The following is a 24,114-nucleotide window of genomic DNA, read 5'->3' on the forward strand; positions in this document are numbered from 1 at the left end:
TAGCGAGCCGCGCTGATCAGTACCGACCGAAGCGAAGAGCCGGTCGGCATCGGCGCGGCGTCCCCTCCTGTGCGAGGGGATTTTTCGTTTCCGTACGTACCCGCTGGCAGAGACGATCGATGGAGCTTTGAGGACGATGAGCGAGACCCACACCGCGGCCGAGACCGCAGCCGCGTCGCCGCACCGCTACACGGCGGCGCTGGCCGCTGACATCGAGGCACGCTGGCAGGACTTCTGGGACGCCAACGGCACGTACGAGGTCCCCAACCCGACCGGTGACCTGGCTGGGCGCGCCGGCGCCGGTGAGCCGGGTGCGGTGCTGGAGCGGCCCAAGAAGTTCATCATGGACATGTTCCCGTACCCGTCGGGCGCGGGGCTGCACGTCGGCCACCCGCTGGGCTTCATCGCCACCGACGTGTACGCCCGCTTCCACCGCATGACCGGCTACAACGTCCTGCACACGCTGGGCTTCGACGCCTTCGGCCTGCCCGCCGAGCAGTACGCGGTGCAGACCGGCACCCACCCGCGGGTCTCCACCGAGGCCAACATCGCGAACATGCGGCGCCAGTTGCGCCGGCTGGGCCTGGGCTACGACAACCGCCGGTCGATCGAGACGATCGACCCGGAGTACTACAAGTGGACCCAGTGGATCTTCACCCAGATCTTCAACTCCTGGTACGACCCGCAGGCGGGTAAGGCGCGGCCGATCGACACGCTGGTCGAGCAGTTCGCGTCCGGCGAGCGCGCGACCCCGGACGGGCGCCCCTGGAGTGAGCTGAGCGCCGCCGAGCGCGCGGGCGTGCTGGGCGAGTACCGCCTGGCGTACGCCTCGGACGCGCCGGTCAACTGGTGCCCCGGGCTGGGCACCGTGCTGGCCAACGAGGAGGTCACCGCGGACGGCCGCTCCGAGCGCGGCAACTACCCGGTCTTCAAGGCCAAGCTGCGGCAGTGGAACATGCGCATCACCGCCTACGCCGACCGGCTGCTGGACGACCTGGACGCCCTGGACTGGCCGGAGGCGATCAAGCTCCAGCAGCGGAACTGGATCGGCCGCAGCGAGGGCGCCCGCGTCGACTTCCCCGTCGCGGCCGACGGGGACGCGCGGATCACGATCTTCACGACGCGCCAGGACACGCTGTTCGGCGCGACGTACATGGTGCTGGCGCCCGAGCACGAGCTGGTGGAACGAATCGTTCCGGCCGCCTGGCCCGAGGGCACGCACGACGTGTGGACCGGTGGCTTCGCGACCCCGGCCGAGGCCGTCGCGGCCTACCGCAAGCAGGCGGCGGCCAAGTCCGACGTGGAGCGGCAGGCCGAGGCCAAGGACAAGACCGGCGTCTTCACCGGCGCGTACGCCACCAACCCGATCAGCGGCGAGCGGGTCCCCGTCTTCATCGCCGACTACGTGCTGATGGGCTACGGCACCGGCGCGATCATGGCCGTGCCGGCGCACGACAGCCGCGACTTCGCCTTCGCGCGCGCCTTCGAGCTGCCCATGCGCTGCGTGGTCGAGCCGAGCGACGACCGCGGCACCGACCCCAGCACCTGGGACGACTCGTTCGACTCGTACGAGGCGAAGATCATCAACTCGGCGAGCGCCGAGGTCACCCTGGACGGCCTGGTCGTCCGGGACGCCAAGGCCAAGGTGACGCGGTGGCTGACCGAGCGCGGCATCGGCGAGGGCGCGGTCAACTTCCGGCTGCGCGACTGGCTGTTCAGCCGCCAGCGCTACTGGGGCGAGCCGTTCCCGATCGTCTACGACGAGGACGGCGTGGCCCACACGCTGCCCGAGTCGATGCTGCCGCTGGAACTGCCCGACGTCGAGGACTACTCGCCGCGCACCTTCGACCCGGACGACGCCGACACCTCGCCGGAGACCCCGCTGTCCCGCAACGCGGACTGGGTCAACGTCGAACTGGACCTGGGCGACGGCCCCAAGCGCTACCGCCGCGAGACCAACACCATGCCCAACTGGGCGGGTTCGTGCTGGTACGAGCTGCGCTACCTGGACCCGCACAACAGCGACCGACTGGTCGACCCGGAGGTCGAGCAGTACTGGATGGGCCCGCGCGAGGGCCAGCCGACCGGCGGCGTCGACCTGTACGTCGGCGGCCAGGAGCACGCCGTACTCCACCTGCTGTACGCCCGCTTCTGGTCCAAGGTGCTGCACGACCTGGGCCACATCTCCTCGTCCGAGCCGTTCCACAAGCTGTTCAACCAGGGCATGATCCAGGCGTACGTCTACCGCGACAGCCGGGGCATCGCCGTGCCGGCGGCCGAGGTGGAGGAGCGCGACGGCGCGTTCTTCTACCAGGGCGAGAAGGTCAGCCGACTGCTGGGCAAGATGGGCAAGTCGCTGAAGAACGCCGTCACCCCGGACGAGATCTGCGCCGAGTACGGGGCGGACACGCTGCGCCTGTACGAGATGGCCATGGGTCCGCTGGACGTCTCCCGGCCGTGGGACACGCGGGCGGTCGTCGGCCAGTACCGGCTGTTGCAGCGGCTGTGGCGCAACGTCGTCGACGAGACGACCGGCGAGGTCACCGTCGTCGACGCGGAGCCGGACGAGTCGCTGCTGCGCGCGCTGCACAAGGCCATCGACGGCATCTCGCAGGACCTGGCCCAGTTGCGGTTCAACACGGCCGTCGCCAAGCTCACCGAGCTGAACAACCACGTCACCAAGGTGCGCGAGGTGCCGCGGACGGTGGCCGAGTCCCTGGTGCTGCTCACCGCGCCGCTGGCCCCGCACATCGCCGAGGAACTGTGGCGCAGGCTGGGCCACGAGACGTCGGTCGTGCACGCCCCGTTCCCGGTCGCCGACCCGGCCTACGTCCAGGACGAGGCCGTGACCTGCGTCGTCCAGCTCAAGGGCAAGGTCAAGGCGCGCCTGGAGGTGCCGCCGACCATCTCCGACGAGGAACTGGAACAGCGCGCCCTGGCCGACCCGGCCGTCATCGCCGCCCTCGGCGACGCGGGCATCCGCAAGGTGATCGTCCGCGCGCCGAAGCTGGTGAACATCGTCCCGGCGTGATGCGTGTGGCCGGCGGGCCGGCGGGTCGGTGAGTGTGCCGGCCGGCCGGTGGGCGTGCCGGTGGGTGGCGGGTCGGTGGGTGTGCCGGCCGGTGGGCGGGCGTGCTGGTGGGTGTGCCGGCCGGTGGGCCGGTGGGCCGGTGGGTTTGCCGGCCGGTGGGCGTGCCGGTGGGTGGCGGGTCGGTGGGTGTGCCGGCCGGTGGGCGGGCGTGCTGGTGGGCGTGCCGGCCGGTGGGCGGACGTGCTGGTGGATGTGCCGGCCGGTGGGCGGCGGGCCTGGTGGCTCGGGCTGAGGTGTGGTGCGTGGCTTGGGGCGGTGGGTGGTGTGCGGTCTGGTCGTGGGTGAGACGACGACCGGTGGGTGATGTGCGGCCGGGGTGTTGGCACGGCCGTGCGTCGTCTTGCTGCTCAGTGCGCTCTGGGGTCGGCCGCGCCGGGTTGGGATCGGCTGTGCTTGGTCGGATTCGGTCCGGTTCGGTTCGGCCGGGTTCGGTTGGGTCCGGCCCGGCCCGGTTCGGTTCGCTCCGGTTGAGTTCGGTCAGTCCGGTTGGGTTCGGTTGGGTTCGGCCGGGGCTTGGCCGGGTCTGGCTGGGGCTGGCCGGGGCTTGGCACGGAGTTGAGCTGCGGGGCAGCGTTGCGGGCCAGGTCTGTCGTGACCTGGCGTCGATGTTGTCCCCGGACACCGTCGAGCTGGCCAGCGCCCGCGAAGGCGGCGGGCCGTCCTGGTCGTGGGTTCCGTTGGATGGCGGCTGACGGCTTCGGGGTGCTGGCGGGTGGGCCGGGGCGGGGTGCGGGGTTGCTGCTGTGGAGCGGGGGCCCCGCTGAGTGGTGGTGTGCGGTGCGGTGGGTGGTGACGCGTGGTAGCAGCGGTCGGCTGTTGTGCTGGTGGTTGAGTCCGGCTGTCTGCTGTCTGCTGTCTGCGGGTTGCCTGTCGCCGGCTGCGAGCTGAGTGGGTGGCTCTGGTACTGGGCGTGAGCGTGGGCACCTGGTTGCTCCTGCGCGCTGGGTGGCTGCCCATGCCGCACGCGGCTGTGCCGCTGCTGCCCGCGCTGTCACTCGCCGCGCTGCCTACGGTCGTCCCGGGCGGTACTGCCTACTGGCTTGCCGTTACTGGTCGGCCGTGTCCGTACCCGGTACCGGTGCCTGGTGCCGCGCGACGTCATCGCACTGGTTGGGCGGAGCGCGGGCCCTGACCAGGGCGCTCGCCATGCGTGACCTGGCAACCGGCCGGCGCACTGGTACGAGGCGTGCGCCTCGGGGATGGCACCTAGGGGCGGGTTGCGGGTTCACAGGGAACCCACAGGCCGCCCGCGCGGTTTACGGTAGGAGGCGATGGCCGTCGTCGTCGGGCCCCGTGCGCGGGAACCCCGGTCGCGACGTCGTCGCGGTGTTGCTGACCTCCTAGACTCGCGGGAGCGCGATGGAAGCCGTAGTGGCAATCCTGGGGCTGTTCTTCCTGCTCTGCGTCTTCGCCGGCGTGTACGCCACCGTGAAGGTGGTCAAGGCGGCGAAGCGGGGTGTCGATCGCACGGTCAGCCAGGCCCGGCGCACGGTCGAGGACACCAAACTGCGCGCCAAGCAGTACACGCAGCTCGGCCCCGTGGCGGAGATCGCCGAACTGCGGATCTCGCTACGCACGTCGATGCGCGCGACCCGGGAGGCCCTGGACGCCGCCGCCTCAGAGGACGCCTCGCTCTCCGAGTCGCTGGCGCTGTTCGAGCGGCTCAGCGCACACGGCCACGACGTGGACGACGACCTGCGACGTCTGGAGGCCGAGCCCGACCGCAGCCGCATCGCCGCGCGCCTGCCGGAGTTGCGCGAGCGTACGGAACGGGTGACGCGCTCCGCCGACTCGCTGCGCTGGGCGATCCAGGACCGGGCTGGCCGCTTCGCCGAGGACGACCTCGCCGACCTGGACGGCCAGATCCAGATGGAGGCCGCCGCCCTGCGGCACTGGCGCTCCGAGCACCTCGCGGAGGACATCGACCGAGCGGCCGACGCCGCTACCGGAACCAGCACCCCCTCCGGAGCGAGCGGGCCGTCGAGCGAGCGGCCCGGGAAGCAGTCCGGCACGACCGCTGCGGCCAGCGCAGGGTCGGGACCGGAGGCGGGGGCCGGGGCGCATGCTGCGGATGGTCACGCTGGGGGTGACGGCGCGGAAGGGACAGACGTCCCTGGCCCACGGGCCCTGACGGCCGACGATCCCAGGCTCCGGAAGACCTACCCCTGGCAGCAGGCCGCCCGTCCGGAGAACACCACATGAGTAGCGGAACCATGCCCGACGGAACCAACGCGCCCCGCCTCGGCTCCGCCCGCGTCCTCCGGCACCACCCGGCAGCGGAGTCGTGACCGGCGCCGATCACCCCCAGCTATCGGCACTGGCCAGCCACCGATAGCCTGCGAACCATGTCCCGCCATGTCGCCATCATCACCGATTCCACGGCCTACTTGCCGCAGCAGGCGATGGAGCGACATCACATCACCGCCGTCCCTCTGACAGTGGTGCTCGGCAACGAGGCGTTGGAAGAGGGCACCGAGATCTCCGCCCGCTCCGTTGCCCACGCACTCCAGAAGCGGACCTCGGTCACGACTTCCAGGCCGAGCCCGGCGACGTTCGCCGCCGCATACCAACGGGCCGCCGACGCCGGCGCCCACGGCATCATCTCCCTTCACCTGTCATCCGAGATCTCCGGCACGTACGACGCGGCGCTGCTTGCCGCACGGAACGCGCCCGTTCCTGTGCGCGTGATCGATACGGGCATGGTGGCCATGGCGCTCGGCTTCTGCGCCTTGGCCGCTGCCGAGGCCGTGGCTGCGGGCGGCACCATGAGCGAGGCAGTGGCCGCAGCCGAGAAACGAGCGGTTGGCACCTCCGCCTACTTCTATGTCGACACGTTGGACTACCTCCGCAGGGGCGGTCGGATCGGCGCCGCCCAGGCCCTGCTGGGGTCGGCCCTGGCCGTCAAGCCCCTGCTCCAACTCGACGAGGGACGCATCGAGTTGCGCGAGAAGGTGCGCACCGCCTCCAAGGCCATCGCCCGCCTGGAGGAGATCGTGGTGGAGCGCTCGGGCGTGCAGGAGGTCGACATCGCTGTGCACCACCTGGCGGCCAGCGAACGCGCCGAGCAACTCGCGCAACGCCTGGACGCACGGGTGCCGGGCCTGGTGGAACTGCACGTCAGCGAGGTAGGCGCGGTGATCGGCGCCCACACGGGGCCGGGCCTCCTCGGCGCGGTCGTCTCGCCACGCTGAACCCGGTGGTCGGTGGCCGGTGGCCGAACCCCGGGGGTGGTGGCCCGGAGCCAGGGTGGTGCCCGGTGCCCGGTGGTCTGGGGTGGTGACCGATGGCTGGTGGCTGGTGGTCTGGGATGGTGACCGGTGGCTGCTGGGCACGCCCGGGGGCGGGGGCCAGGGCGGTGACCGGTGGCTGGCCGGGCGGAGGCGGCAACGAACTCGCGATGACGGTGCCGGGTGCGCGGCAGCGGATCAGCTAGCCCTTGCCCACGTGCCGGCTGCTGCCTCGTGCGTTGACGCGTCGTAAGCCATGCGACGTCTCTACCCCCTGGCCCGCCGCGCGGCGATCGCCTGGCCAGCCCGAAGCTGGTTCCCGAGTCCGAATCCAGTTCCCGAGTCGGTTGTGATCTTGATAGTGGCCTCCTGCTCCAGAGCTATGGTGTGCGGTCTTTGCTGATGCCGGCGAGGTGGCCCGCCTCGCCGGTGTCAGTACCGAGTACTACGCCCGTCTCGAACAGAGCCGTGCTGGTTCCCCCTCTCTGGACGTCATCGAGTCCCTGGCCGGCACCCTCCAACTCGACCTCGCGGAGCGCGAGCACTTTGCCGACCTCCTCGCGCGCCCCACCCCGTCTCGCCGTTCCTCTGCGGGGCCCCAGCGAGTCCGCCCCGGCCTGCACCTCATGCTCCACGCCCTGGACCACGTCCCCGCCTTCATCCTTGGTCGGAGCACCAACGTGCTGGCCGCTAACCGGCTGGCACGCGAAGTGCTGATCGACTTCGACACCCTCCCCGCCCCCGCAACGCCACCTTGCCCGCTATTACCTGCTCGACCCGGAAGCCCGGGACCACGTGGTGGATTGGGAGCAGGTCGCTGCTGAGACGGTCGCCGTACTCCGCCTCGAAGCGCGACGCCATCCTCACGATCGACGGCTCGCCGATCTCGTGGAAGAACTCACCCTGCGTTCCACGGAGTTCACGGCCTGGTGGAACGACCATCGTGTCCTGCGTCGCACCCACGGCACCAGGTCCTATCGGTACCCCGTGGTCGATCACCTCCACTTCTCGTACGAGTCCTTCCAAACCCCCGGCGATCCGGTCCAAACCCTGTGCGTCTACAGCGCGGAGCCCGGCTCGGCCACAGCTGAAGCCCTGCGCTTGCTGAGTAGTTGGACCACCTCCGGCCCACAGGCGCGCCCCTCGCCCGCAGGCACACGGTGAACGCCTCCTCTCTCACTCTCATTTCTCACTCACTGTGATCGGGTCGAACTGAGTGGCCGGCTGTGAAGTCGACGAATGATCGCGCGTGCGGGCCGGGCGCCCGCCCATGGCCACCCACCGCTCGCCGTCGCCAGCTCCGAAGACCTCGGCGCCGTGCCACGTCTCGAGTAAAGCAACGCACCTGGTCCCAGCGGTAGTTGCTGGGCCCATATGCGCTCGCACGGGTGACCGAGTTTTCCACAGGGCCTTGGTTGTCCACGGATTGCGGGAAGTCTCAGCGGAATTGCTGGCGGGTCTTTACCGTCGATCGACATGAGCAACCGAACACGGACAGTGAGCGTGGGACTTGTGGCGGGACTGCTCGGCGGTTCCGGAACTCACGGTGCGCCGAAACGGCGCCTCGGCCTCGGGCCACGCGGGCCAGCGCCGTCTACCGGTGTCGCTCGCGGCGAGCGTGGCGGCCAACGGAAGCGGGCGCCGGGCAGCGGAGTGGTGCGCGCACGGGCCTCCGGACTGCTGGGACCGAGTGAGCCTTCACAGGTGCCTGGTGATGCGAGACGACCAGTCGATGGGCGGCCGGAGCCCGGCTGGGAGCGGACAGAGCCAGCGCGAACCCTGACTGGTCGTTCAAGGTGCGCCAGCCCCTCCGCGACCGGGACGACGGCTGGCCCCAGGCAGTCAGGGACGGGTGAAGAGGCCGGAAGCGGCCCACCTCGCACGAGCGCGGTGGCTGGGTCGCCTGGAGGCGAGCCGGCTCCTCACCCCGCGAGCACGGTGTCAGCCATGGCGGGGTCATTCGGAGTGCGGGCTGAGACGGTTTCGCGGCGTGGGGAGGAGCCGATGCACAGGAACGCGTCGTCCGGGGTGACGGCGGCGACCACGACGGGGCCAACCCCGTGGGGGCTCGCCGCGCGAGCGAGGCGACCGATCGCGGACGACCTCGGCATCTGGGGAACGGCCGATGATGTTGACAGGGCATCGTTGGGGCGGCATGCCGCCCCAGCAGGCGCCCGCGTCGTGGCCCGAATGAGGACCCCAGCTCCGTCGGGTGGCACGGGAGGCGGGACCGTAACTCCGGAGGACGCGGAAGGTACGGCCACGTGGCAGGCCGGCGAGGGCGACATGGGGCGCGACGATGACCTCACCCACGGCGCTCCCCGCGTTGACGACCTCAGCGGCGACGGCTCGGCCCGCCGGGGCGTTGCGGGGAGGGTCACAGGTGTGGGCGTCGGTGACCCGCCCGCCGAGCGCGGCGGACGCGCGCCGTATGAGCGGGGCGACCGTGCGCCCACAGAGGAAGTCGAGTCCGACGGACGGGTTGGCGGGGAGCAGCGACCTGTCATCTCGCCGGGCTGCGCCAGCCCAGGTTCGCGCCTGCGTGACCTGCGTCTGGCGTTCTTTGAACGGTTGCCGTTGTGGTTCCAGGAGCGGTGTGCCGTTCGCCCCAAGGCGCTGGTCGCGGTGGTCGTGGTTCTGCTGGCGGCGGTGGCCATGGCCGTGCACCACTTCTGGACCGGACGCCCGGAGACGGTGAGTGCGCCTGCTGAGCAGCCGCCCGCGAAGCCGATGTCGGGCCGGCAGCAGCCGGGCGCGGACACGAGGCCCACGGCGGCGCGCCGCGCGGGTGCGGACCGGACCGTTGTGGTCGATGTGGCGGGCAAGGTGCGCGCGCCGGGTGTGCGCCGACTACCAGCCGGCTCGCGCGTAGCCGACGCGATCGAGGCGGCTGGGGGAGCCAAACCCGGGGCGCGACTCAGCGAGTTGAACCGCGCGCGGGTGCTCGTCGATGGCGAACAGATCGCAGTCGGCGTCAGGCCAGGCGCAGGCGGCGCGCCGGTGAGCGGCGCGTCATCTGTCGGCGGGAACGGTATGCCCAGCACCGGTGCGCCAGGTCTCTCGGCGGGATCCGGCGCCGGGGCCGCGGCCGGAGGAACGGCGGGGGCTCCCGTCAGCCTGAGCACCGCGACGGCCGAGCAGTTGGACGGCCTCCCCGGGGTGGGCCCCGTACTCGCGCGCCACATTCTCGACTACCGGGATCAGCACGGCGGGTTCGACTCCGTTGAGGAACTGCGCGAAGTGACCGGTATCGGCGACAAGCGGTTCGCCGACCTACGCCCCCTCGTCCAACCATGACTGGCCACGAGACCCGAGAGGCGGCTTCCTCGCGCCCCCACGGCAGGTCAGCCAGCAGGGGACTCTCCACGCCCAGCGGCCCGTCCCGTGCGGTGGCCAGCGGGGTCTCCGTGCCGGCTGCGGGGCCGGAAGCCAACGTGACGGCCGCGACAACCACCGCTGCGGCAGGGAAGGGCGGAGCGGCAGACCGACGCGGGCTCGTAGCCGGTGTGCGGGGTGTTGAGGGTCCGGCCGACCTTCGGCTGATCCCGCCTGTGTTGGCGGCGTGGCTGGCCGCCGCCCTGGCACTTGACGCAGACCCGATGGTGGTCACGGCCTGCTGCGCAGGTGCCCTCGCCACCGCGGCGGTGCTGCTGGACGTTACCTGGCGCCTGGGCCGGCGGTCGGGCGCCCTGAGCCAGGTGGGGGCGGCAAGGGTTCGCCGTCGAGCGGGAAGTGCGACGGCGGTGGTGATCGCCTTGCTGTGCGCTACCGCGACGGCCGCCGTCGCCGCTCTCCACGCGGCGGACAGCCATCGAGGGCCCATCCCCAAGCTCGCCCGAGAACACGCCGAGGCAGAAGTCGACCTCACCCTCACTGGCGATCCGCGCCTGATCAGACCCCGGGTCCGTGGCCCGGCGCCCACCCCACCGGCCCTCGCCATTGATGCCGTGGCGACCAGGGTCAGGGCAGCGGAGCACACACCAACCCACCGGGCAGGCGGTGGCCCCGCCCAGCGCGTGGTGCGGACGCGTACGCCGGTGCTGCTGATCGTCGACCTGCGTGGCATGGCCCGGGCGGGTGAGGCACCGGCGGCGTATGGCGAAGCCGAGGCGACGCTCGGCGGGCGTTCGCGCCCGGGTGGTTCCCGTGGCCCCGGTGAGCCATCCGCGACGGTGGACGCACGGTGGCGGGGGCTCCTGCCCTCGACGCGGCTGCGGGTGCGCGCACGAGTGGTGCCACCGACCCGTGACGGGGATCGCGTTGCCGCTGTGCTGCGCACCGATGACGAGCGCCCACCCATGGTGCTCACCGGGCCGAGCGACCTCCAGCGCACGGCGGGGCGGCTGCGCGCCGGTCTACGGGCCGCCTCCGACGGGCTGAGTGCCGATGCGAGAGCGCTGCTGCCGGGCCTCGTCGTAGGCGATACCTCGCGGGTGCCACCCGACCTCGACGAGGCGTTCCGGGCCACCGACATGACACACCTGCTTGCCGTTTCCGGAAGCAACCTGTCGATCGTGCTGGCGCTGCTCGTCGGGCCGCCGCACCTGGCGGCGAGGGCTGAGCGGCGCGGACTCGCCGCTCGGCTCGGTGTGCCGCTTCGGCTGACCGCGCTGCTCGGCGGCGTGTTGACCCTGGGTTTCGTGGTGGTGTGCCGCCCCGAGCCGAGCGTGTTGCGCGCCGCCGCCTGTGGCCTGATCACTCTGATCGCCATCGGGACGGGACGCCGCCGGACGCTGCTGCCGGCGCTTGCCGCCGCCGTACTGGCTCTGTTGCTGTACGACCCGTGGCTGGCCCGTAGTTACGGTTTCCTCCTGTCCGTCCTGGCCACGGGCGCGCTGCTCACCATCGCGCCGCGATGGAGCGCCGCGATGCGGGCCCGTGGCGTGCCGGGACGGCTGGCGGAGGTGTTGGCCGCGGCGGCTGCGGCGCAGGCGGTGTGTGCCCCGGTGGTCGTGGTGTTGGCGGCCCGGGTGAGCCTGGTCGCGATCCCCTGCAACCTGCTGGCCGAGTTGGCGGTCGCACCCGCGACCGTCCTCGGCTTCGCCGCCTTGGCCGTGGGGCCGCTGGCTCCGCCGCTCGCGGTGGGCCTGGCCTGGTGCGCCGGCTGGCCGGTGGAGTGGCTGGCCTCGGTGGCCCGCACGGGCGCGGGGCTGCCGGGCGCGGGCGTGAGCTGGCCGGGCAGTTGGGGCGGCGCGCTGCTGTTGGCCGGGGTCACGGTCGTCGTCGTGTTGCTGGCCCGGCGGGCCCTGCGTCACCCCTGGCTGTGCGCGGTCTGCGCGCTGCTGCTGGTGGTGGCTGTCGTGCGCCCGGCGCCCCTGGTCCGGGTGATCACCGGATGGCCGCCGCCCGACTGGCGGATGGTGGCGTGTGACGTGGGGCAGGGCGACGCGTTGGTGTTGGCCGCCGGCGAGGGTACGGCGGTGGTCGTCGACGCGGGGCCGGACCCCGGCGCGGTGGACCGCTGCCTACGGGACCTGGGCATCGTGCGGATTCCGCTCATCGTGCTGACCCACTTCCACGCGGATCACGTGGCGGGTCTCCCCGGTGTGTTGCGTGGCCGGGCCGTAGGCGCTGTGGAGACCACGAGTCTGCGGGAGCCGCCGGGGCAGGCCGCGTTTGTGCGCAGGGCGGTGTCGGAGGCCGGCGTGCGGCACCTCGAAGCGGCACCGGGCGAGCGGCGTCGCACCAGCGGCCTCTCCTGGCAGGTGCTGTGGCCCCCGCGCGTGGCACCCAGGCCCGTGGCGTCCGGGCCCGTGGCATCTGGGCCCGTGGCGCCGACGGGCGACCCCTCGGGCGCGCCCGACACCGCGAGCCCGGGAGGCACCCCGGCCCTTTCCGACAGCGCCGGCACGGTGGACACGAGCGCCGTCACCGGAGCGAACGACGCCAGCGTCACCCTGCTCGTGCGCACGGCTGGGCTGACCCTGCTGCTCCTCGGCGACCTGGAACCGACGGCGCAGCGCGCACTGTTGGCAGCCCACCCAACCCTCGGCCCGGTCGACGTGCTGAAGGTCGCGCACCACGGATCGGCCCATCAGGATCACCGGTTGCTGCGCAGCCTTCGCCCGCGACTGGCACTCATCTCGTGCGGCGCGGACAACCCGTACGGCCATCCCGCCCCGCGCACCGTGGCCGCGCTGCGCGAACAGGGGGCGCGGGTGCTGCGTACCGATGTCGACGGTGCGGTGGCCATCACCGGAGCCGGTGGTGCGCCGAAGGCGTCGATCAGAGGGCGCAGGCGTGGTGGTAGGAGTTTGCCTTCGCGGAGCAGGGGAGGTGTTGGTGCGCCCTCAGCAGCACTTCGACGTTCGCGCCGTTCATGAAGGTCAGGAACTTGGCGGTCAGGGAGCCGTCACGGGGCTCTCGGTAGGTGTAGAGGCGCTCGGTCGCCCAGAACGGGTAGCTGTCCGGCTTGTTCAGTACGATTTCCGGCGCCTTCCCGTTGAGTTGAACGGCGGTGAGAGCACGGCGAGAGCTCGCGGAGTACGTCTCCGCGTAACCGATCGCCCCTGGCACCCGCTCGATGGCATCCAAGGCGGACTCCGTGTCCGAAGCCTCGCAGTGCCGGGAGCGGGAGGACGGCTGGTTGTTCCTGGTGGTGCAGTCGGAAAGCCCGATGAGCTGGCCGGTGGGTATGCCCTCCAGCACTTCCCGTTCGAAGGTGATGCGGGTGCCGGACTGGGAGTCGCGGGTGATCAGGCTGATCGGCAGGTTCTTGCCGCCCACGTCTTTCCAGTTGGTGTGTTCGCCGCTGAAAATACCGCGCAGTTGTTCCGTGGTGAGGTTCTTGACGCCGCTCCCACGATTGACCACCACGCTGAGCGGGACGACGCTGACCGGTCGGTGTGCGGTCAGGTCCTTGTAGCTGTTGGTCTCCGGGGCCCGGACATCCGACATGGCGATGAAGGCGGGCTGGCGGTCGGGGTCTTCGCGGCCGGCGTGACTCAGGTTCCTGAGCCCGTTCAGGCTGCCGTTCGCGCGCACCTCGATCTCGGCCCCTGGGCACTGCTTCTGGTAGTCGTTGGCGATCGCCCTCATCGGCTTGGCGAAGGCGGTCGAGCCGTCGATGACCAACTCGCCCGATGCACAGACCGGATCGGCAAGTTCGTCACTGGAGTTGCGGATGAGCAGCCCACCGAGCAACCCCATCAGGATGATGAACACCCCACCCAGGGCGAGGCTCAGCTTGCTGGGTCCGCGGCGCTGCGCGTTGCGTCGGATGGAGCCGCCGCTGAGGAAGCCGCCCATCGTGACCTGATCGCCGACCCCGGTCAGCAGGACCAGAAGTTTGAAGTGATCCCTGCGGTTGAGCGGCACTTTGGGCAGGGTGAGTCGGTCGCCCGCCACGCGCAGCCCGTTGTTCCGCGTCAGCATCGAACGCAGCGATGCGTCGGTCTCGGTTACCGTCACCGCCTGGATCGTGCGCCCGGGGAACTCGACGACGAGAGGTTCCTGGTAGTCGTGGCGCACGATGTCCTTGCTGCCGTCGTTCTCGACCCGCAGCAACGCCACGGTCGCGTCCGTGACCTCCTGATCGTTCAGCAGCAGCCGAAGCTGCACGATGTCGTGAGCCGCCTGAGGGTTCATGCTGACCGCGGTGTCCATCTGCACCCGGTAGCCGATGCGTTTGCGACCCGGCAGGAAGCGCTCGACCGCCCAGACCGCGCCAGTCAGCACCAGGCCGGCGGCTGCCAGGATCGTCTCGGTGTCAGGGACCGCCACAGCAACCTCGCACACATGGTCGTACAGGGATGCGAGAAATCTACGAAGGACGTTCGTACTCCGCGCCCGCTTGGCTGGGCCAACACCAGAGATTCATCTACTGGCCGCCAGGTGTCGTCCATTTGGTATGCGCATGACCCCTGTACGGGCCGTAGTAAAGAAGTCTTTCTAAAGCTAGCTTTAGAAGATGTCAGAACGCGGCGAAGGCGCCTCCCAGGGTTCAGAACGATCCGACGCCTCACATCCGGCGCAACACACGGCGCGCGAGGCGCGGTTGACCGACGCCCGTGCCCTGCGCGCGTACGCGCATCCCACGCGGATGCGTCTGGTCGGCCTGCTCCGCGCCCAGGGGCCCCGCACCGCGACTCAGGCGGCCGATCTGATCAACGAGTCCGTGGCCAGTTGCTCCTACCACCTGCGGATGCTCGCCAAGTACGGCCTGGTCGAGACGGCAGCGGGCGGTCGAGGCAGGGAGAAGCCGTGGCGTGCCACGGCGCGCCTCACGCAGTGGCCCACCCACTCCCCGGTACCGGCCGTGGCCGAAGCGGCGGATGCGGTGGAACTCGCGGCCGTGGAGCGGTACTCCGAGCTGCTCAGCGCCGCGATCGAGACGCGGCGCACGCTATCGCGGGACTGGCAGGAGGCCGGTGGGATCAGCGACGTCCTGCTGTACCTGACCGCGGGCGAACTGTCCGCCATCCAGCAGCAGATCGACGCGTTGCTGCGCCCCTTCGAAGCGCGCGAGACGCGACCGGACTCCCGACCGCCCGGGGCCCGACTCGTGCAGGTCATCCGGGCGGGCTTCCCGGTGCCACAGCTGACAGCGTCGGGGCCAGCCCCGGAGGCGAACCGGGCCACCGACGTGGCAACGACAAGGAGCGGAGCCGTGAAGACCACACCGGCGGCGGAAAGCGGCGGGCCGCGCCTGGACAACTCCGCAGGAACGGAGCCGACAGAGGCGAACCCGGCAGCAACGGGCACGGCAGCAGTGAGCGGCATTCCGGACCCGGAGGACACGTGAACATTGCCGGAAGAGTGCCCGCGCTGCTGCGCCAAGGCCCGTTCCGCCGATACTGGGTTGGCCAGAGCGTCTCCCTGGTCGGGGACCAGATCTCCCTGCTGGCGCTGCCCCTTGCCGCGGTGATCATCCTGCATGCCGACGCGGCCGAGATGGGGTGGCTCGCCACCGCGCAGTTGCTGCCCGCGCTGCTGTTCTCCCTCGCTGCCGGGTCCTGGGTCGACCGGCGGGCCAGCCGTCGTCGGATCATGATCGTCTCCGATCTCGCGCGAGCCGGGCTCATCGCGTCCCTGCCCGTCGCGTACGCCTTCGACCTCCTCAGCCTCACCCAGCTCTACCTCACGGCCTTCGCCGTCGGCTCGCTGACCGTACTCTTCGACGTCTGCAACGCCACGCTGTTCGTCGCGCTGGTCCCCGGTACGCGCTACGTCGAGGCCAACTCGCTGATCAACGGCAGCCGTTCGCTCGCCTACGTGGCGGGGCCGAGCGCCGGCGGCTTCCTCGTGCAGATGCTGGCCGCTCCCCTCGCGCTGGTCGCCGACGCGTTCACCTACCTGTTGTCGGCGCGGTGCCTCACCAGCATCGACCCAGTCGAGCCGCCGCCCTCGGCGCCAGCCAAGGGGCACTTCACGGCCGGGCTGCGGTGGATCATGCGCTCACCCGTCATGCGCGCCACCTTCGCCGCCTCCTCCACCATCCAGTTCTTCAACTTCATGTTCCACACCCTCTTCGTCCTCTACGTCACCTCAGAGCTCGGGCTGGGCGCTGGCCTGCTCGGGATCGTGCTCGCGGTGGGGGCGGCCGGCGGGCTCGTCGGCGCGGCCACCGCGGGACGGGTGACCCGCCGCCTGGGCATCGGCCGCTCCGCCGTCCTGGGGTACACCCTCTTCTCCGCTCCGCTGCTGCTCGTGCCGCTCGCGGGTGGGCCGAAGCCGGTCGTCCTGGGGCTGCTCTTCCTCGCGGAACTGGGCTCCTGCGTGGGCGCGATGATCGCCGACGTCTCCGTCAGCTCACTGCAGGCCGCGCTCATACCGGACGCGCTGCGCGCCCGGGTCACCGGCGCCTACCGCACCCTCACCCACGGCGTTCGCCCCCTGGGCGCCCTCACCGCAGGCGCGCTCGGGACGGCCATCGGACTGCGCCCCACCCTGTGGATCGGGACCGCGGGTGCCCTGCTGTGCCTGCTGTGGGTCCTGCCGTCGCCGGTGCCGCACATACGCGAGTTGCCCACACCCGAAACCGAGGTTGTCGCCGGCTCCGCCGCCACGGGCGAGGCGCGCGGGAAACGCGGGGCTGGGACGGATTCCGAGGCCGAGTCGGAGGCCGGGGAAGGGCTGGGAACCGAAGTCGCACCGGTGACCAAGGCCAGACCGGAGACCAAGGCCGGGCCGGGGGACGTGACCGGGGCGGAAGCAGGAGTGGACCCAGAGGTCACGACTGAGGCCACGGCGCCCCCGGAGGGAGAAGGGCTCCCACGGCAGAAGGGGCGACCAGAAGCGAGGCCCGGGGCGAGGTAGCGGCGGAAGCCGGACCGAGGCCGCAGAGCCTCGCCGCCCGAGGCAGCGGGCGCCCCCGCCGCCCGACGCCACGGGGGCCCCGCCGCCCGACGCCACATTCACCCCGCCTCGTGCCACCCGTCGTACTCCGCGGCGAAGGCGTCGAGCGCCGGCACGGCGAGGGTCGCCTCCGGGTCCTCGATGACGACGAGCCACTGGGCGTCCTCGGCGTCGTCCTCTCCGGCCAGCGCCTCCCGTACGACCTGCGGTTCCTCGTTGAGCCCGAAGCGGTCGACGACCTCCTGGGCCGCGTCCTCGGCGGCGTCGCGGTCGGGGAGAACCAGCAGGTGGCGGGTCGCGGGTTCGGGCTGCTCGTCGGTCAGGGGTCGTGCGCTCACCGGCCCATTGTGCGCGACGGCGGACGGGCGCTCCGGACCACCCCGCGAGACGGGCGACCCCGCGCGAGCGCGTACCCACGCGCCCACGCGAACATCGCACCGTAGCTCGGCCTGAAGGCGACAACGGCCGGCCACCCGGCCACGGGCCCGAGCGAGGGGCGAGCGGGGCCCGGCGCGGGCGGCGTACCCGATGGACGAGCGAGGGGCGTAGGACGGAGAGGGACAGCCGTAGGCGTGGGGGAGAGGAGGGGCAGGGACGTGCGAGAGGGGGTGAGCGTGGACGGGAGTGGGAGCGGGCTGGTCGTCCGGTGTGTCAGTGGCGCGTGGGATGCTGTGAGCGATGGCCAAGAAGACGACGACCGACGATCCTCTCGCCCCCCTGACACTGGCCGTGGGCCAGGAGGACCTGCTGCTCGACCGCGCCGTGCAGCAGGTGGTGGCGGCTGCGCGCGCCGCCGACCCCGACACGGACGTGCGCGACCTCGCCCCGGACGCGTTGCAGCCGGGCACCCTTGCCGAGTTGACCAGCCCGTCGCTGTTCGCCGAGCGCAAGGTCGTGGTGGTCCGCTCCGCGCAGGACCTCTCCGCCGACACGATCAAGGACGTGAAGGGGTATCTCGCGGCGCCGGCCGAGGAGATCACGCTCGTCCTGCTGCACGCGGGAGGGGCGAAGGGCAAGGGGCTGCTCGACGCGGCGCGCAAGGCCGGGGCGCGCGAGGTCGCCTGCCCCAAGATGACCAAGCCGGCCGACCGACTGGCGTTCGTACGGTCGGAGTTCCGCGCCATCGGCCGCTCCGCCACGCCGGAGGCGTGCCAGGCCCTGGTCGACGCCATCGGCAGCGACCTGCGGGAGCTGGCCAGCGCCTGTACCCAGCTCACCGCCGATGTCGAGGGCACCATCGACGAGGCGATCGTCGGGCGCTACTACACGGGTCGGGCCGAGGCGTCCAGCTTCACCGTGGCCGACCGCGCGGTCGAGGGACGGGCGGCGGAGGCGTTGGAGGCGCTGCGCTGGGCGTTGGGTACGGGGGTGGCCCCGGTGCTGATCACCAGCGCGTTGGCGCAGGGGGTGCGCTCTATCGGCAAGCTGGCCTCGGCCCCCCGCGGTGCGCGCCCCGGCGATCTCGCCCGCGAGCTGGGCATGCCGCCGTGGAAGATCGACCGGGTGCGGCAGCAGATGCGCGGCTGGTCAGCGGATGGTGTGGCCATGGCGTTGCGGGCGGTGGCCGACGCCGACGCGGGGGTCAAGGGCGGTGGCGACGACCCGGAGTACGCGTTGGAGAAGGCCGTGGTCGCCGTGGCCCGGGCAGCCCGTTCCGGCCGCGGCTGACCCCGCCCCAGGGCCCGTCGGCACGTGCGGGGGCCGCGCGGTGCGCGGCGGCGCCAGTGGTGGGCGCGCCCGCGGGGCGCGTTCAGCCATCCGGGACGCCGTGCCGCGCGATGCCGCCCGGCGTGGCCGCCGCCACGCGGCTCACGGCTCCCTGCCGCGCCCGGCGCCTGATCACGCGCGTCGCGTCCTCCCCGAAGCGCCGCCGCGAGGCGGTCGCTCCAGGGAGGCCAGGCGTACGCGAAACCCTCCGGAGCAGGCCAGGGGCGCACGAAACCCTCCGGGCCGGCGAGGGCGGGCCGCGGCTCCCGCCGGGTCGGCGGAGCCGGGGGGCGGAGGCGGGAGGGTTACTCCGACTCGTCCTGCGGCAGCGGTTCCTGCTTCTGCCAGTGCTCCATGGTGGACTTGGCGCTCTCCGAGAGCATCTCGGTCACCTTCTTGCTGTCCGGCGGGGTGACGCTGGAGCTGCTGGAGATGTAGTTGGACCAGGACAACTGGTACGTCATCCAGCCGTCGCGGACCCCGAGGATCACGTAGCTGCCGTCGTCCTCGCCGTCCTTCTCCACCTGCGTGACCACGTACGCCTCGTCGCCGAGGTCGGGGACCGGGGCGACCTTGTACGTGTACGTGGTCCCGCGCTGGTTCTCGTAGGCGCGGTACTGGGCCTCGAACTCCGGCTCCGGGTCGGTCTCGCGGTGGAGCAGGGCCGACGTGGAGAGCCAGGTCGAGGCGTAGTCGGAGCTGCTGGTGTTCTCCGCCTCCAGGTCGGTGTTGCACTGCATCGTGTCGAGCGCCTCGTGCTCGGTGCCGCTCGCCAGCGGGTTCTTCTTCTCCCCGGTCGACTCCTCCTTGCTGAACCCGGCCTTCTTGATCGGGGCATAGTCGGTGTAGCTGCACAGATTGCCGGTGTAGGCGTAGCTACCGAGTTCGGGCTCCGGGTCGCCCTCGAAGCCGCCCGTGGCGAAGGTGACGCCGGCCCAGACGGCCGAGGCCACCACCGCGCCCCCCAGCGCCCACAGCGGTCCGCGCTTCTTCGCGCCGCTGGAGGGCGCGGCGGGCGCGGGAGCCCCCGGGCCGTAACCGGCCGCGGCCTGACCGGGATACGGGCTCGCGGGCTGTCCCAACGGGCCGGGCGTCTGACCTGGTGGCTGAGTCGGTACACCGCCGGGCATCGTCGGGTGCGCCGCGGCGGACTGTCCTGGGTGCCCGGGCTGCGAGCCGGCCGGAGCGGGCGGATACGCGTACGGATGGGGCGCTGGTTGGCCCGGTTGTTGCCCGCCCGGCTGCTGCGCTGGGACGTTTCCGTACGGGTTCGACGGTGGCTGGGCGTACGGATTGGGCTGATCCCCCGGTGTCGACATGGCGTGCACATTACCCGACCCCCCAAGCCCTGCCGGTGCCGTCCGCGGCATCGCTTCCGGACCGCGACATTCACCGCGTCGCGCCCCCGCTCCACCCCCACCGCGCGCCGGCACGCGCCCCGACAGCCGTCCCCGGGGCCACCGTTCGCACGCCACCACGACGCGGGTCACGGGGCCTCGCACCCCACCACCTCGTACGCCCCCCGGCACCCGCCACCACCTCGTACGCCCCCCGGCACCCGCCACCACCTCGTACGCCGGCTCGCAGAGGCATCACCGTCCGGTACGCCCGCGGTGCGCCGGGCGGTCGGTCCCCCCGCGCGGGCGGTAGGAGGAAGCTCCGCCTCCGGAAGGGGCGGGCCGGGCGGCCGTGGTGGGAAGGACAGAGGGCAGCGTCGATCGCGGCCTGGCGGCGCGCGGTACGGCACCCTGTCGACCCGCTCACGGAGGAGCGCACCACCCATGACGGAACTGGTCACCACCCCCCTCACACCGGCCATGCTGCGCGGCGCACTCCACATCGAGGCCACCGCCGACGGCCTCCTCCCGCGCCGGCTTCCGCCGCACGCCATCGCCCAGGCGCACGACGACCACCTGGCCCTGATGGCATCCCAGTCCGCCGGCGTACGCCTGGCCCTGCGGGGTGCGGCCACCGTGCTGGAGCTGGACGTGCTGGCCACCCGCACCGTGCAGCGCAGCGCGGTCGCGGGCCCGGCCGGCCGGTACGACCTGCTGGTTGACGGCCGGCTGGTCGCGCGGGCCGCGCCGTCCGGCGGAGCGATCGTCACCGTCGACCCGGTGACGCGGGCCGTCGCGTACGCCTCCGGCACGCCGGGCACCGTACGCTTCGCCGGCCTGCCCGCCCGCGAGAAGGACATCGAGATCTGGCTTCCGCAGACGGAGGTCACCCACCTCCGCGCGCTGCGCGCCGACGCCCCCGTACGGCCGGCCCCGGAGTCCGGGCGGCGGGTGTGGTCGCACCACGGCAGTTCCATCAGCCACGGCGTGCAGATCGCCAGCCCCACCCAGACCTGGCCCGCCATCGCCGCCGCCCGCGCGGGCGTTGAGTTGATCAACCTCGGGCTGAACGGCAACGCCCTGCTCGACCCGTTCACGGCACGCGCCATCCGGGCCGCGGCGGCCGACCTGATCAGCGTCAAGGTCGGCATCAACCTCGTGAACACCGACCTGATGCGCCGCCGCGCCCTGACGCCGGCCGTCCACGGCTTCCTCGACACCGTGCGCGAGGGCCACCCGGACACCCCGTTGCTGGTCGTCTCGCCGATCCACAGCCCGCTGGTCGAGGACGCCCCGGGGCCCACGGCGCCCGACCCCGACGCCCCCGTGCCGCGCTTCAGGACCTTCGGCGATCCGGCGGATCTCGCCACCGGGCGACTGAGCCTGCGCGTCATCCGCGACGACCTGTCCCGCATCGTCGCCGAGCGCGCCGCCACCGATCCGCGTCTGTACTACCTCGACGGCCGCGACCTCTACGGCGAGCGGGACTTCGCCGATCTTCCCCTGCCCGACCTGCTCCACCCCGACGCCGGCGGCCACGCGCTGATCGGCGAGCGCTTCGCCCGCGTCGCCTTCGCCGCCGGCGGCCCGTTCGCCCCGCGCTAGCGCCACCTCGCGCCACCGCCCGAGGGGTACGCCAAAGGCCCCGCGCCCTCCGGGGGAATCGGAAGGGGCGCGGGGCCTTGGCGAAGAATCCGCGAGCTAAGCGCACGACACCCGCGTGGCGAACGGCCGAGTGTGGTGCGATGTCGTCACCGGCCTGCGGAGCGTGCGCTCCGGGGCTGACGGGACGACTGCCGTACGGCGCGGGAGAGAGGGTCCGCGGAGTCCGTATCGACGTGAAGAACGAAGCTCGGTCAAGCACCGTGTGGTGACGCGTGGAACGCGAGCGAGGTGATCGCTCCGCGGGCGTCAGCTACGGTTCGCGGTCGGCCATCGCTGGCCGTACCCGCTGGTGAGGCGGTGGATCAGGCGCTCAGGGTGGAAACCTGGGCGGCCAGCGCCGACTTCTTGTTGGCGGCGGCGTTCTTGTGGATGACGCCCTTGCTGGCGGCCTTGTCGAGCTTCTTGGACGCCTCGCGGGCGGCGACGGTGGCCTTCTCCAGGTCACCGGTGGCCACGGCCTCACGGGTCTTGCGGATCGCGGTACGGAGCGAGGACTTGACGGCCTTGTTGCGCTGGCGCGCCTTCTCGTTCGTCTTGTTCCGCTTGATCTGGGACTTGATGTTCGCCACGAAAGAGCCTTTGCAGGTTCGTCGGATTTCTCGGTTTTTCTGGAGCGGCCCCGAGGGGCGTTTCCCCAGAGTGCCGCGTACAGGAGAGGTCACGAGGCACGGTCGTCCAGATTACCAGCAGGTGCTGTGGCCTCCCAAACCAGACGGCGGCTGCCACTCGTGGGACGATGGGCGGGACTGTCACCACGTCCCACTAGCTGCTAGCTGCGTTCAATCACCGAATGGACCCCTGCGTGCCCGCGATCCCTACCCACGTGCCGGAGCCGAGCCGTACCGATCCGGCTCTCATCCGTAACTTCTGCATCATCGCGCATATCGACCACGGCAAGTCCACGCTCGCCGACCGGATGCTCCAGCTGACGGGTGTGGTGGAGCAGCGGCAGATGCGCGCGCAGTACCTGGACCGTATGGACATCGAGCGTGAGCGCGGCATCACGATCAAGTCCCAGGCGGTCCGGTTGCCCTGGGCGCCCACCGAGGGTGAGTCGCAGAGCTCCACCCACGTCCTGAACATGATCGACACCCCGGGCCACGTGGACTTCACCTACGAGGTCTCCCGCTCGCTCGCCGCGTGTGAGGGCTGCATCCTGCTCGTGGACGCGGCCCAGGGGATCGAGGCGCAGACCCTCGCCAACCTGTACCTGGCGATGGAGAACGACCTCACGATCATCCCGGTCCTCAACAAGATCGACCTGCCGGCCGCGCAGCCCGAGAAGTTCGCCGCCGAGCTGGCGCACCTCATCGGCTGCGACCCGAGCGAGGTGCTGAAGGTCTCGGCGAAGACCGGCGAGGGCGTGGCCGCATTGCTGAACCGCGTGGTGGACACGGTGCCCGCGCCGGTGGGTGACGCCGACGCCCCGGCCCGCGCGATGATCTTCGACTCGGTCTACGACTCGTACCGCGGCGTCGTCACCTACGTCCGCGTGATCGACGGCCAGCTCAACAGGCGCGAGCGCATCCGGATGATGTCCACGGGCGCCGCGCACGAACTCCTGGAGATCGGCGTCTCCTCGCCCGAGATGGCGGCGTCCGACGGGCTCGGCGTGGGCGAGGTGGGCTATCTGATCACCGGTGTGAAGGACGTCCGCCAGTCCAAGGTCGGTGACACGATCACGGCGTTCAGCAAGGGGGCCACGGAGCCGCTCGGCGGCTACAAGGACCCCAAGCCGATGGTGTTCTCCGGCCTGTATCCGCTGGACGGATCCGACTACCCGGAGCTGCGGGACGCGCTCGACAAGCTCCAGCTCAACGACGCCGCGCTGGTCTACGAGCCGGAGACGTCCGCCGCGCTCGGGTTCGGCTTCCGCGTCGGCTTCCTCGGCCTGCTGCACCTGGACGTGATCCGGGAGCGGCTGGAGCGCGAGTTCGGGCTCGACCTGATCGCCACCGCCCCCAACGTGGTCTACCGCGTGATCATGGAGGACGGCGCGGAGCACACGGTCACCAACCCGAGCGAGTTCCCCACCGGGAAGATCGCCGAGGTGTACGAGCCGGTGGTGCGGGCCACGGTGCTGGCGCCCAGCGAGTTCATCGGGGCGATCATGGAGCTGTGCCAGGCCCGTCGCGGCACGCTGCTCGGCATGGACTACCTCTCCGAGGACCGCGTCGAACTGCGCTACACGCTGCCGCTGGCCGAGATCGTCTTCGACTTCTTCGACCAGCTCAAGTCCAAGACGCGCGGGTACGCCTCGCTCGACTACGAGCCCACCGGCGAGCAGACCGCCTCGCTGGTCAAGGTGGACATCCTGCTGCACGGCGACAAGGTGGACGCCTTCTCCGCGATCACGCACAAGGACAAGGCGTACTCCTACGGCGTGCGCCTGGTGGCCAAGCTGCGTGAGCTGATCCCGCGGCAGAACTTCGAGGTGCCCATCCAGGCCGCGATCGGCAGCCGCGTCATCGCCCGTGAGACGGTGCGCGCGATCCGTAAGGACGTGCTCGCGAAGTGCTACGGCGGCGACATCTCCCGTAAGCGCAAGCTCCTTGAGAAGCAGAAGGAGGGCAAGAAGCGCATGAAGATGGTCGGCAGCGTGGAGGTGCCGCAGGAGGCGTTCATCGCGGTGCTGTCCTCGGACTCCGACGGCGGGGACGCCAAGGCGAAGAAGTAGCGACACCGCCCCACCCGGGCCGGCCCGCCCCCGAGCGGGCCGGTCCCGTCCGGTCGTGGGGCACCGGGGCCCGTGGCCGCGCGCCGCGGGCCTCTCGCATGCCCGCGCGCGCAA

16 protein-coding genes are annotated in these 24,114 nt (G+C 71.6%); 12 read left to right on the forward strand and 4 right to left on the reverse strand.

Annotated features, from left to right (window positions below):
• The first annotated feature begins 136 nt into the window (after positions 1-136).
• The 7 genes from leuS to AC3CHW_RS24890 all read left to right on the forward strand — a co-directional run bounded on the left by leuS (position 137) and on the right by AC3CHW_RS24890 (position 12,641).
• Entirely contained in the window at positions 137-3,031 is a 2,895-nt protein-coding gene (gene leuS, locus AC3CHW_RS24860) for a leucine--tRNA ligase (protein ID WP_488467959.1), read from the forward strand.
• A gap of 1,419 nt (positions 3,032-4,450) precedes the next feature.
• On the forward strand, positions 4,451-5,293 hold the full coding sequence (locus AC3CHW_RS24865; RefSeq protein ID WP_488467960.1) for a hypothetical protein: 843 nt from the start codon (positions 4,451-4,453) through the stop codon (positions 5,291-5,293).
• 143 nt (positions 5,294-5,436) lie between these two features.
• Positions 5,437-6,282 (forward strand): DegV family protein, encoded by an 846-nt coding sequence (locus AC3CHW_RS24870; RefSeq protein WP_488467961.1) that lies wholly within the window; start codon positions 5,437-5,439, stop codon positions 6,280-6,282.
• Between the two features lie 449 nt (positions 6,283-6,731).
• Positions 6,732-7,142, forward strand: a complete 411-nt coding sequence (locus tag AC3CHW_RS24875) for a helix-turn-helix domain-containing protein (protein ID WP_488467962.1) — start codon at positions 6,732-6,734, stop codon at positions 7,140-7,142.
• Entirely contained in the window at positions 7,087-7,482 is a 396-nt protein-coding gene (locus AC3CHW_RS24880; protein WP_488471158.1) for an MmyB family transcriptional regulator, read from the forward strand. Before AC3CHW_RS24875 ends, AC3CHW_RS24880 begins: the two co-directional genes overlap by 56 nt.
• A gap of 1,122 nt (positions 7,483-8,604) precedes the next feature.
• The gene (locus tag AC3CHW_RS24885) at positions 8,605-9,615 is read left to right on the forward strand and encodes a ComEA family DNA-binding protein (protein WP_488467963.1); all 1,011 of its coding nucleotides are present in this window, start codon (positions 8,605-8,607) and stop codon (positions 9,613-9,615) included.
• Positions 9,616-9,752: 137 nt separating this feature from the next.
• A complete protein-coding gene (locus AC3CHW_RS24890) occupies positions 9,753-12,641 on the forward strand; it encodes a ComEC/Rec2 family competence protein (protein ID WP_488467964.1) in 2,889 nt (962 codons plus the stop codon).
• Here the strand turns inward: AC3CHW_RS24890 and AC3CHW_RS24895 are convergent.
• On the reverse strand, positions 12,544-14,040 hold the full coding sequence (locus tag AC3CHW_RS24895) for a substrate-binding domain-containing protein (RefSeq protein WP_488467965.1): 1,497 nt from the start codon (positions 14,038-14,040) through the stop codon (positions 12,544-12,546). The genes AC3CHW_RS24890 and AC3CHW_RS24895 overlap by 98 nt on opposite strands.
• A 187-nt stretch (positions 14,041-14,227) precedes the next feature.
• On the opposite strand from AC3CHW_RS24895, the gene AC3CHW_RS24900 reads away from it, so the two are divergent.
• Both AC3CHW_RS24900 and AC3CHW_RS24905 read left to right on the forward strand, forming a co-directional pair.
• Positions 14,228-15,061, forward strand: coding sequence for a winged helix-turn-helix domain-containing protein (locus AC3CHW_RS24900; protein ID WP_488467966.1), 834 nt, complete (start codon positions 14,228-14,230; stop codon positions 15,059-15,061).
• A complete protein-coding gene (locus AC3CHW_RS24905) occupies positions 15,058-16,575 on the forward strand; it encodes an MFS transporter (RefSeq protein ID WP_488467967.1) in 1,518 nt (505 codons plus the stop codon). Before AC3CHW_RS24900 ends, AC3CHW_RS24905 begins: the two co-directional genes overlap by 4 nt.
• Before the next feature lie 98 nt (positions 16,576-16,673).
• Here the strand turns inward: AC3CHW_RS24905 and AC3CHW_RS24910 are convergent, their stop codons facing one another.
• The gene (locus AC3CHW_RS24910) at positions 16,674-16,901 is read right to left on the reverse strand and encodes a hypothetical protein (protein WP_488471159.1); all 228 of its coding nucleotides are present in this window, start codon (positions 16,899-16,901) and stop codon (positions 16,674-16,676) included.
• 391 nt (positions 16,902-17,292) lie between these two features.
• Here AC3CHW_RS24910 and holA point away from each other — a divergent pair, with 391 nt between their 5' ends.
• On the forward strand, positions 17,293-18,282 hold the full coding sequence (holA, locus tag AC3CHW_RS24915) for a DNA polymerase III subunit delta (RefSeq protein ID WP_176161556.1): 990 nt from the start codon (positions 17,293-17,295) through the stop codon (positions 18,280-18,282).
• Between the two features lie 344 nt (positions 18,283-18,626).
• Here holA and AC3CHW_RS24920 read toward each other — a convergent pair whose 3' ends face one another.
• Positions 18,627-19,403: a hypothetical protein gene (locus tag AC3CHW_RS24920; protein ID WP_459250176.1), complete on the reverse strand. Its 777-nt coding sequence runs from the start codon at positions 19,401-19,403 to the stop codon at positions 18,627-18,629.
• A 699-nt stretch (positions 19,404-20,102) separates the two neighbouring features.
• On the opposite strand from AC3CHW_RS24920, the gene AC3CHW_RS24925 reads away from it, so the two are divergent.
• Positions 20,103-21,263: a GDSL-type esterase/lipase family protein gene (locus AC3CHW_RS24925; RefSeq protein WP_488467968.1), complete on the forward strand. Its 1,161-nt coding sequence runs from the start codon at positions 20,103-20,105 to the stop codon at positions 21,261-21,263.
• A gap of 362 nt (positions 21,264-21,625) precedes the next feature.
• Here AC3CHW_RS24925 and rpsT read toward each other — a convergent pair whose 3' ends face one another.
• The gene (gene rpsT, locus AC3CHW_RS24930; protein WP_359325619.1) at positions 21,626-21,892 is read right to left on the reverse strand and encodes a 30S ribosomal protein S20; all 267 of its coding nucleotides are present in this window, start codon (positions 21,890-21,892) and stop codon (positions 21,626-21,628) included.
• Positions 21,893-22,125: 233 nt separating this feature from the next.
• On the opposite strand from rpsT, the gene lepA reads away from it, so the two are divergent.
• Positions 22,126-24,000: a translation elongation factor 4 gene (gene lepA / locus AC3CHW_RS24935; protein WP_488467969.1), complete on the forward strand. Its 1,875-nt coding sequence runs from the start codon at positions 22,126-22,128 to the stop codon at positions 23,998-24,000.
• Positions 24,001-24,114: the final 114 nt, after the last annotated feature.

It is taken from the genome of Streptomyces sp. MGP-BFMKR1 (assembly GCF_057766585.1).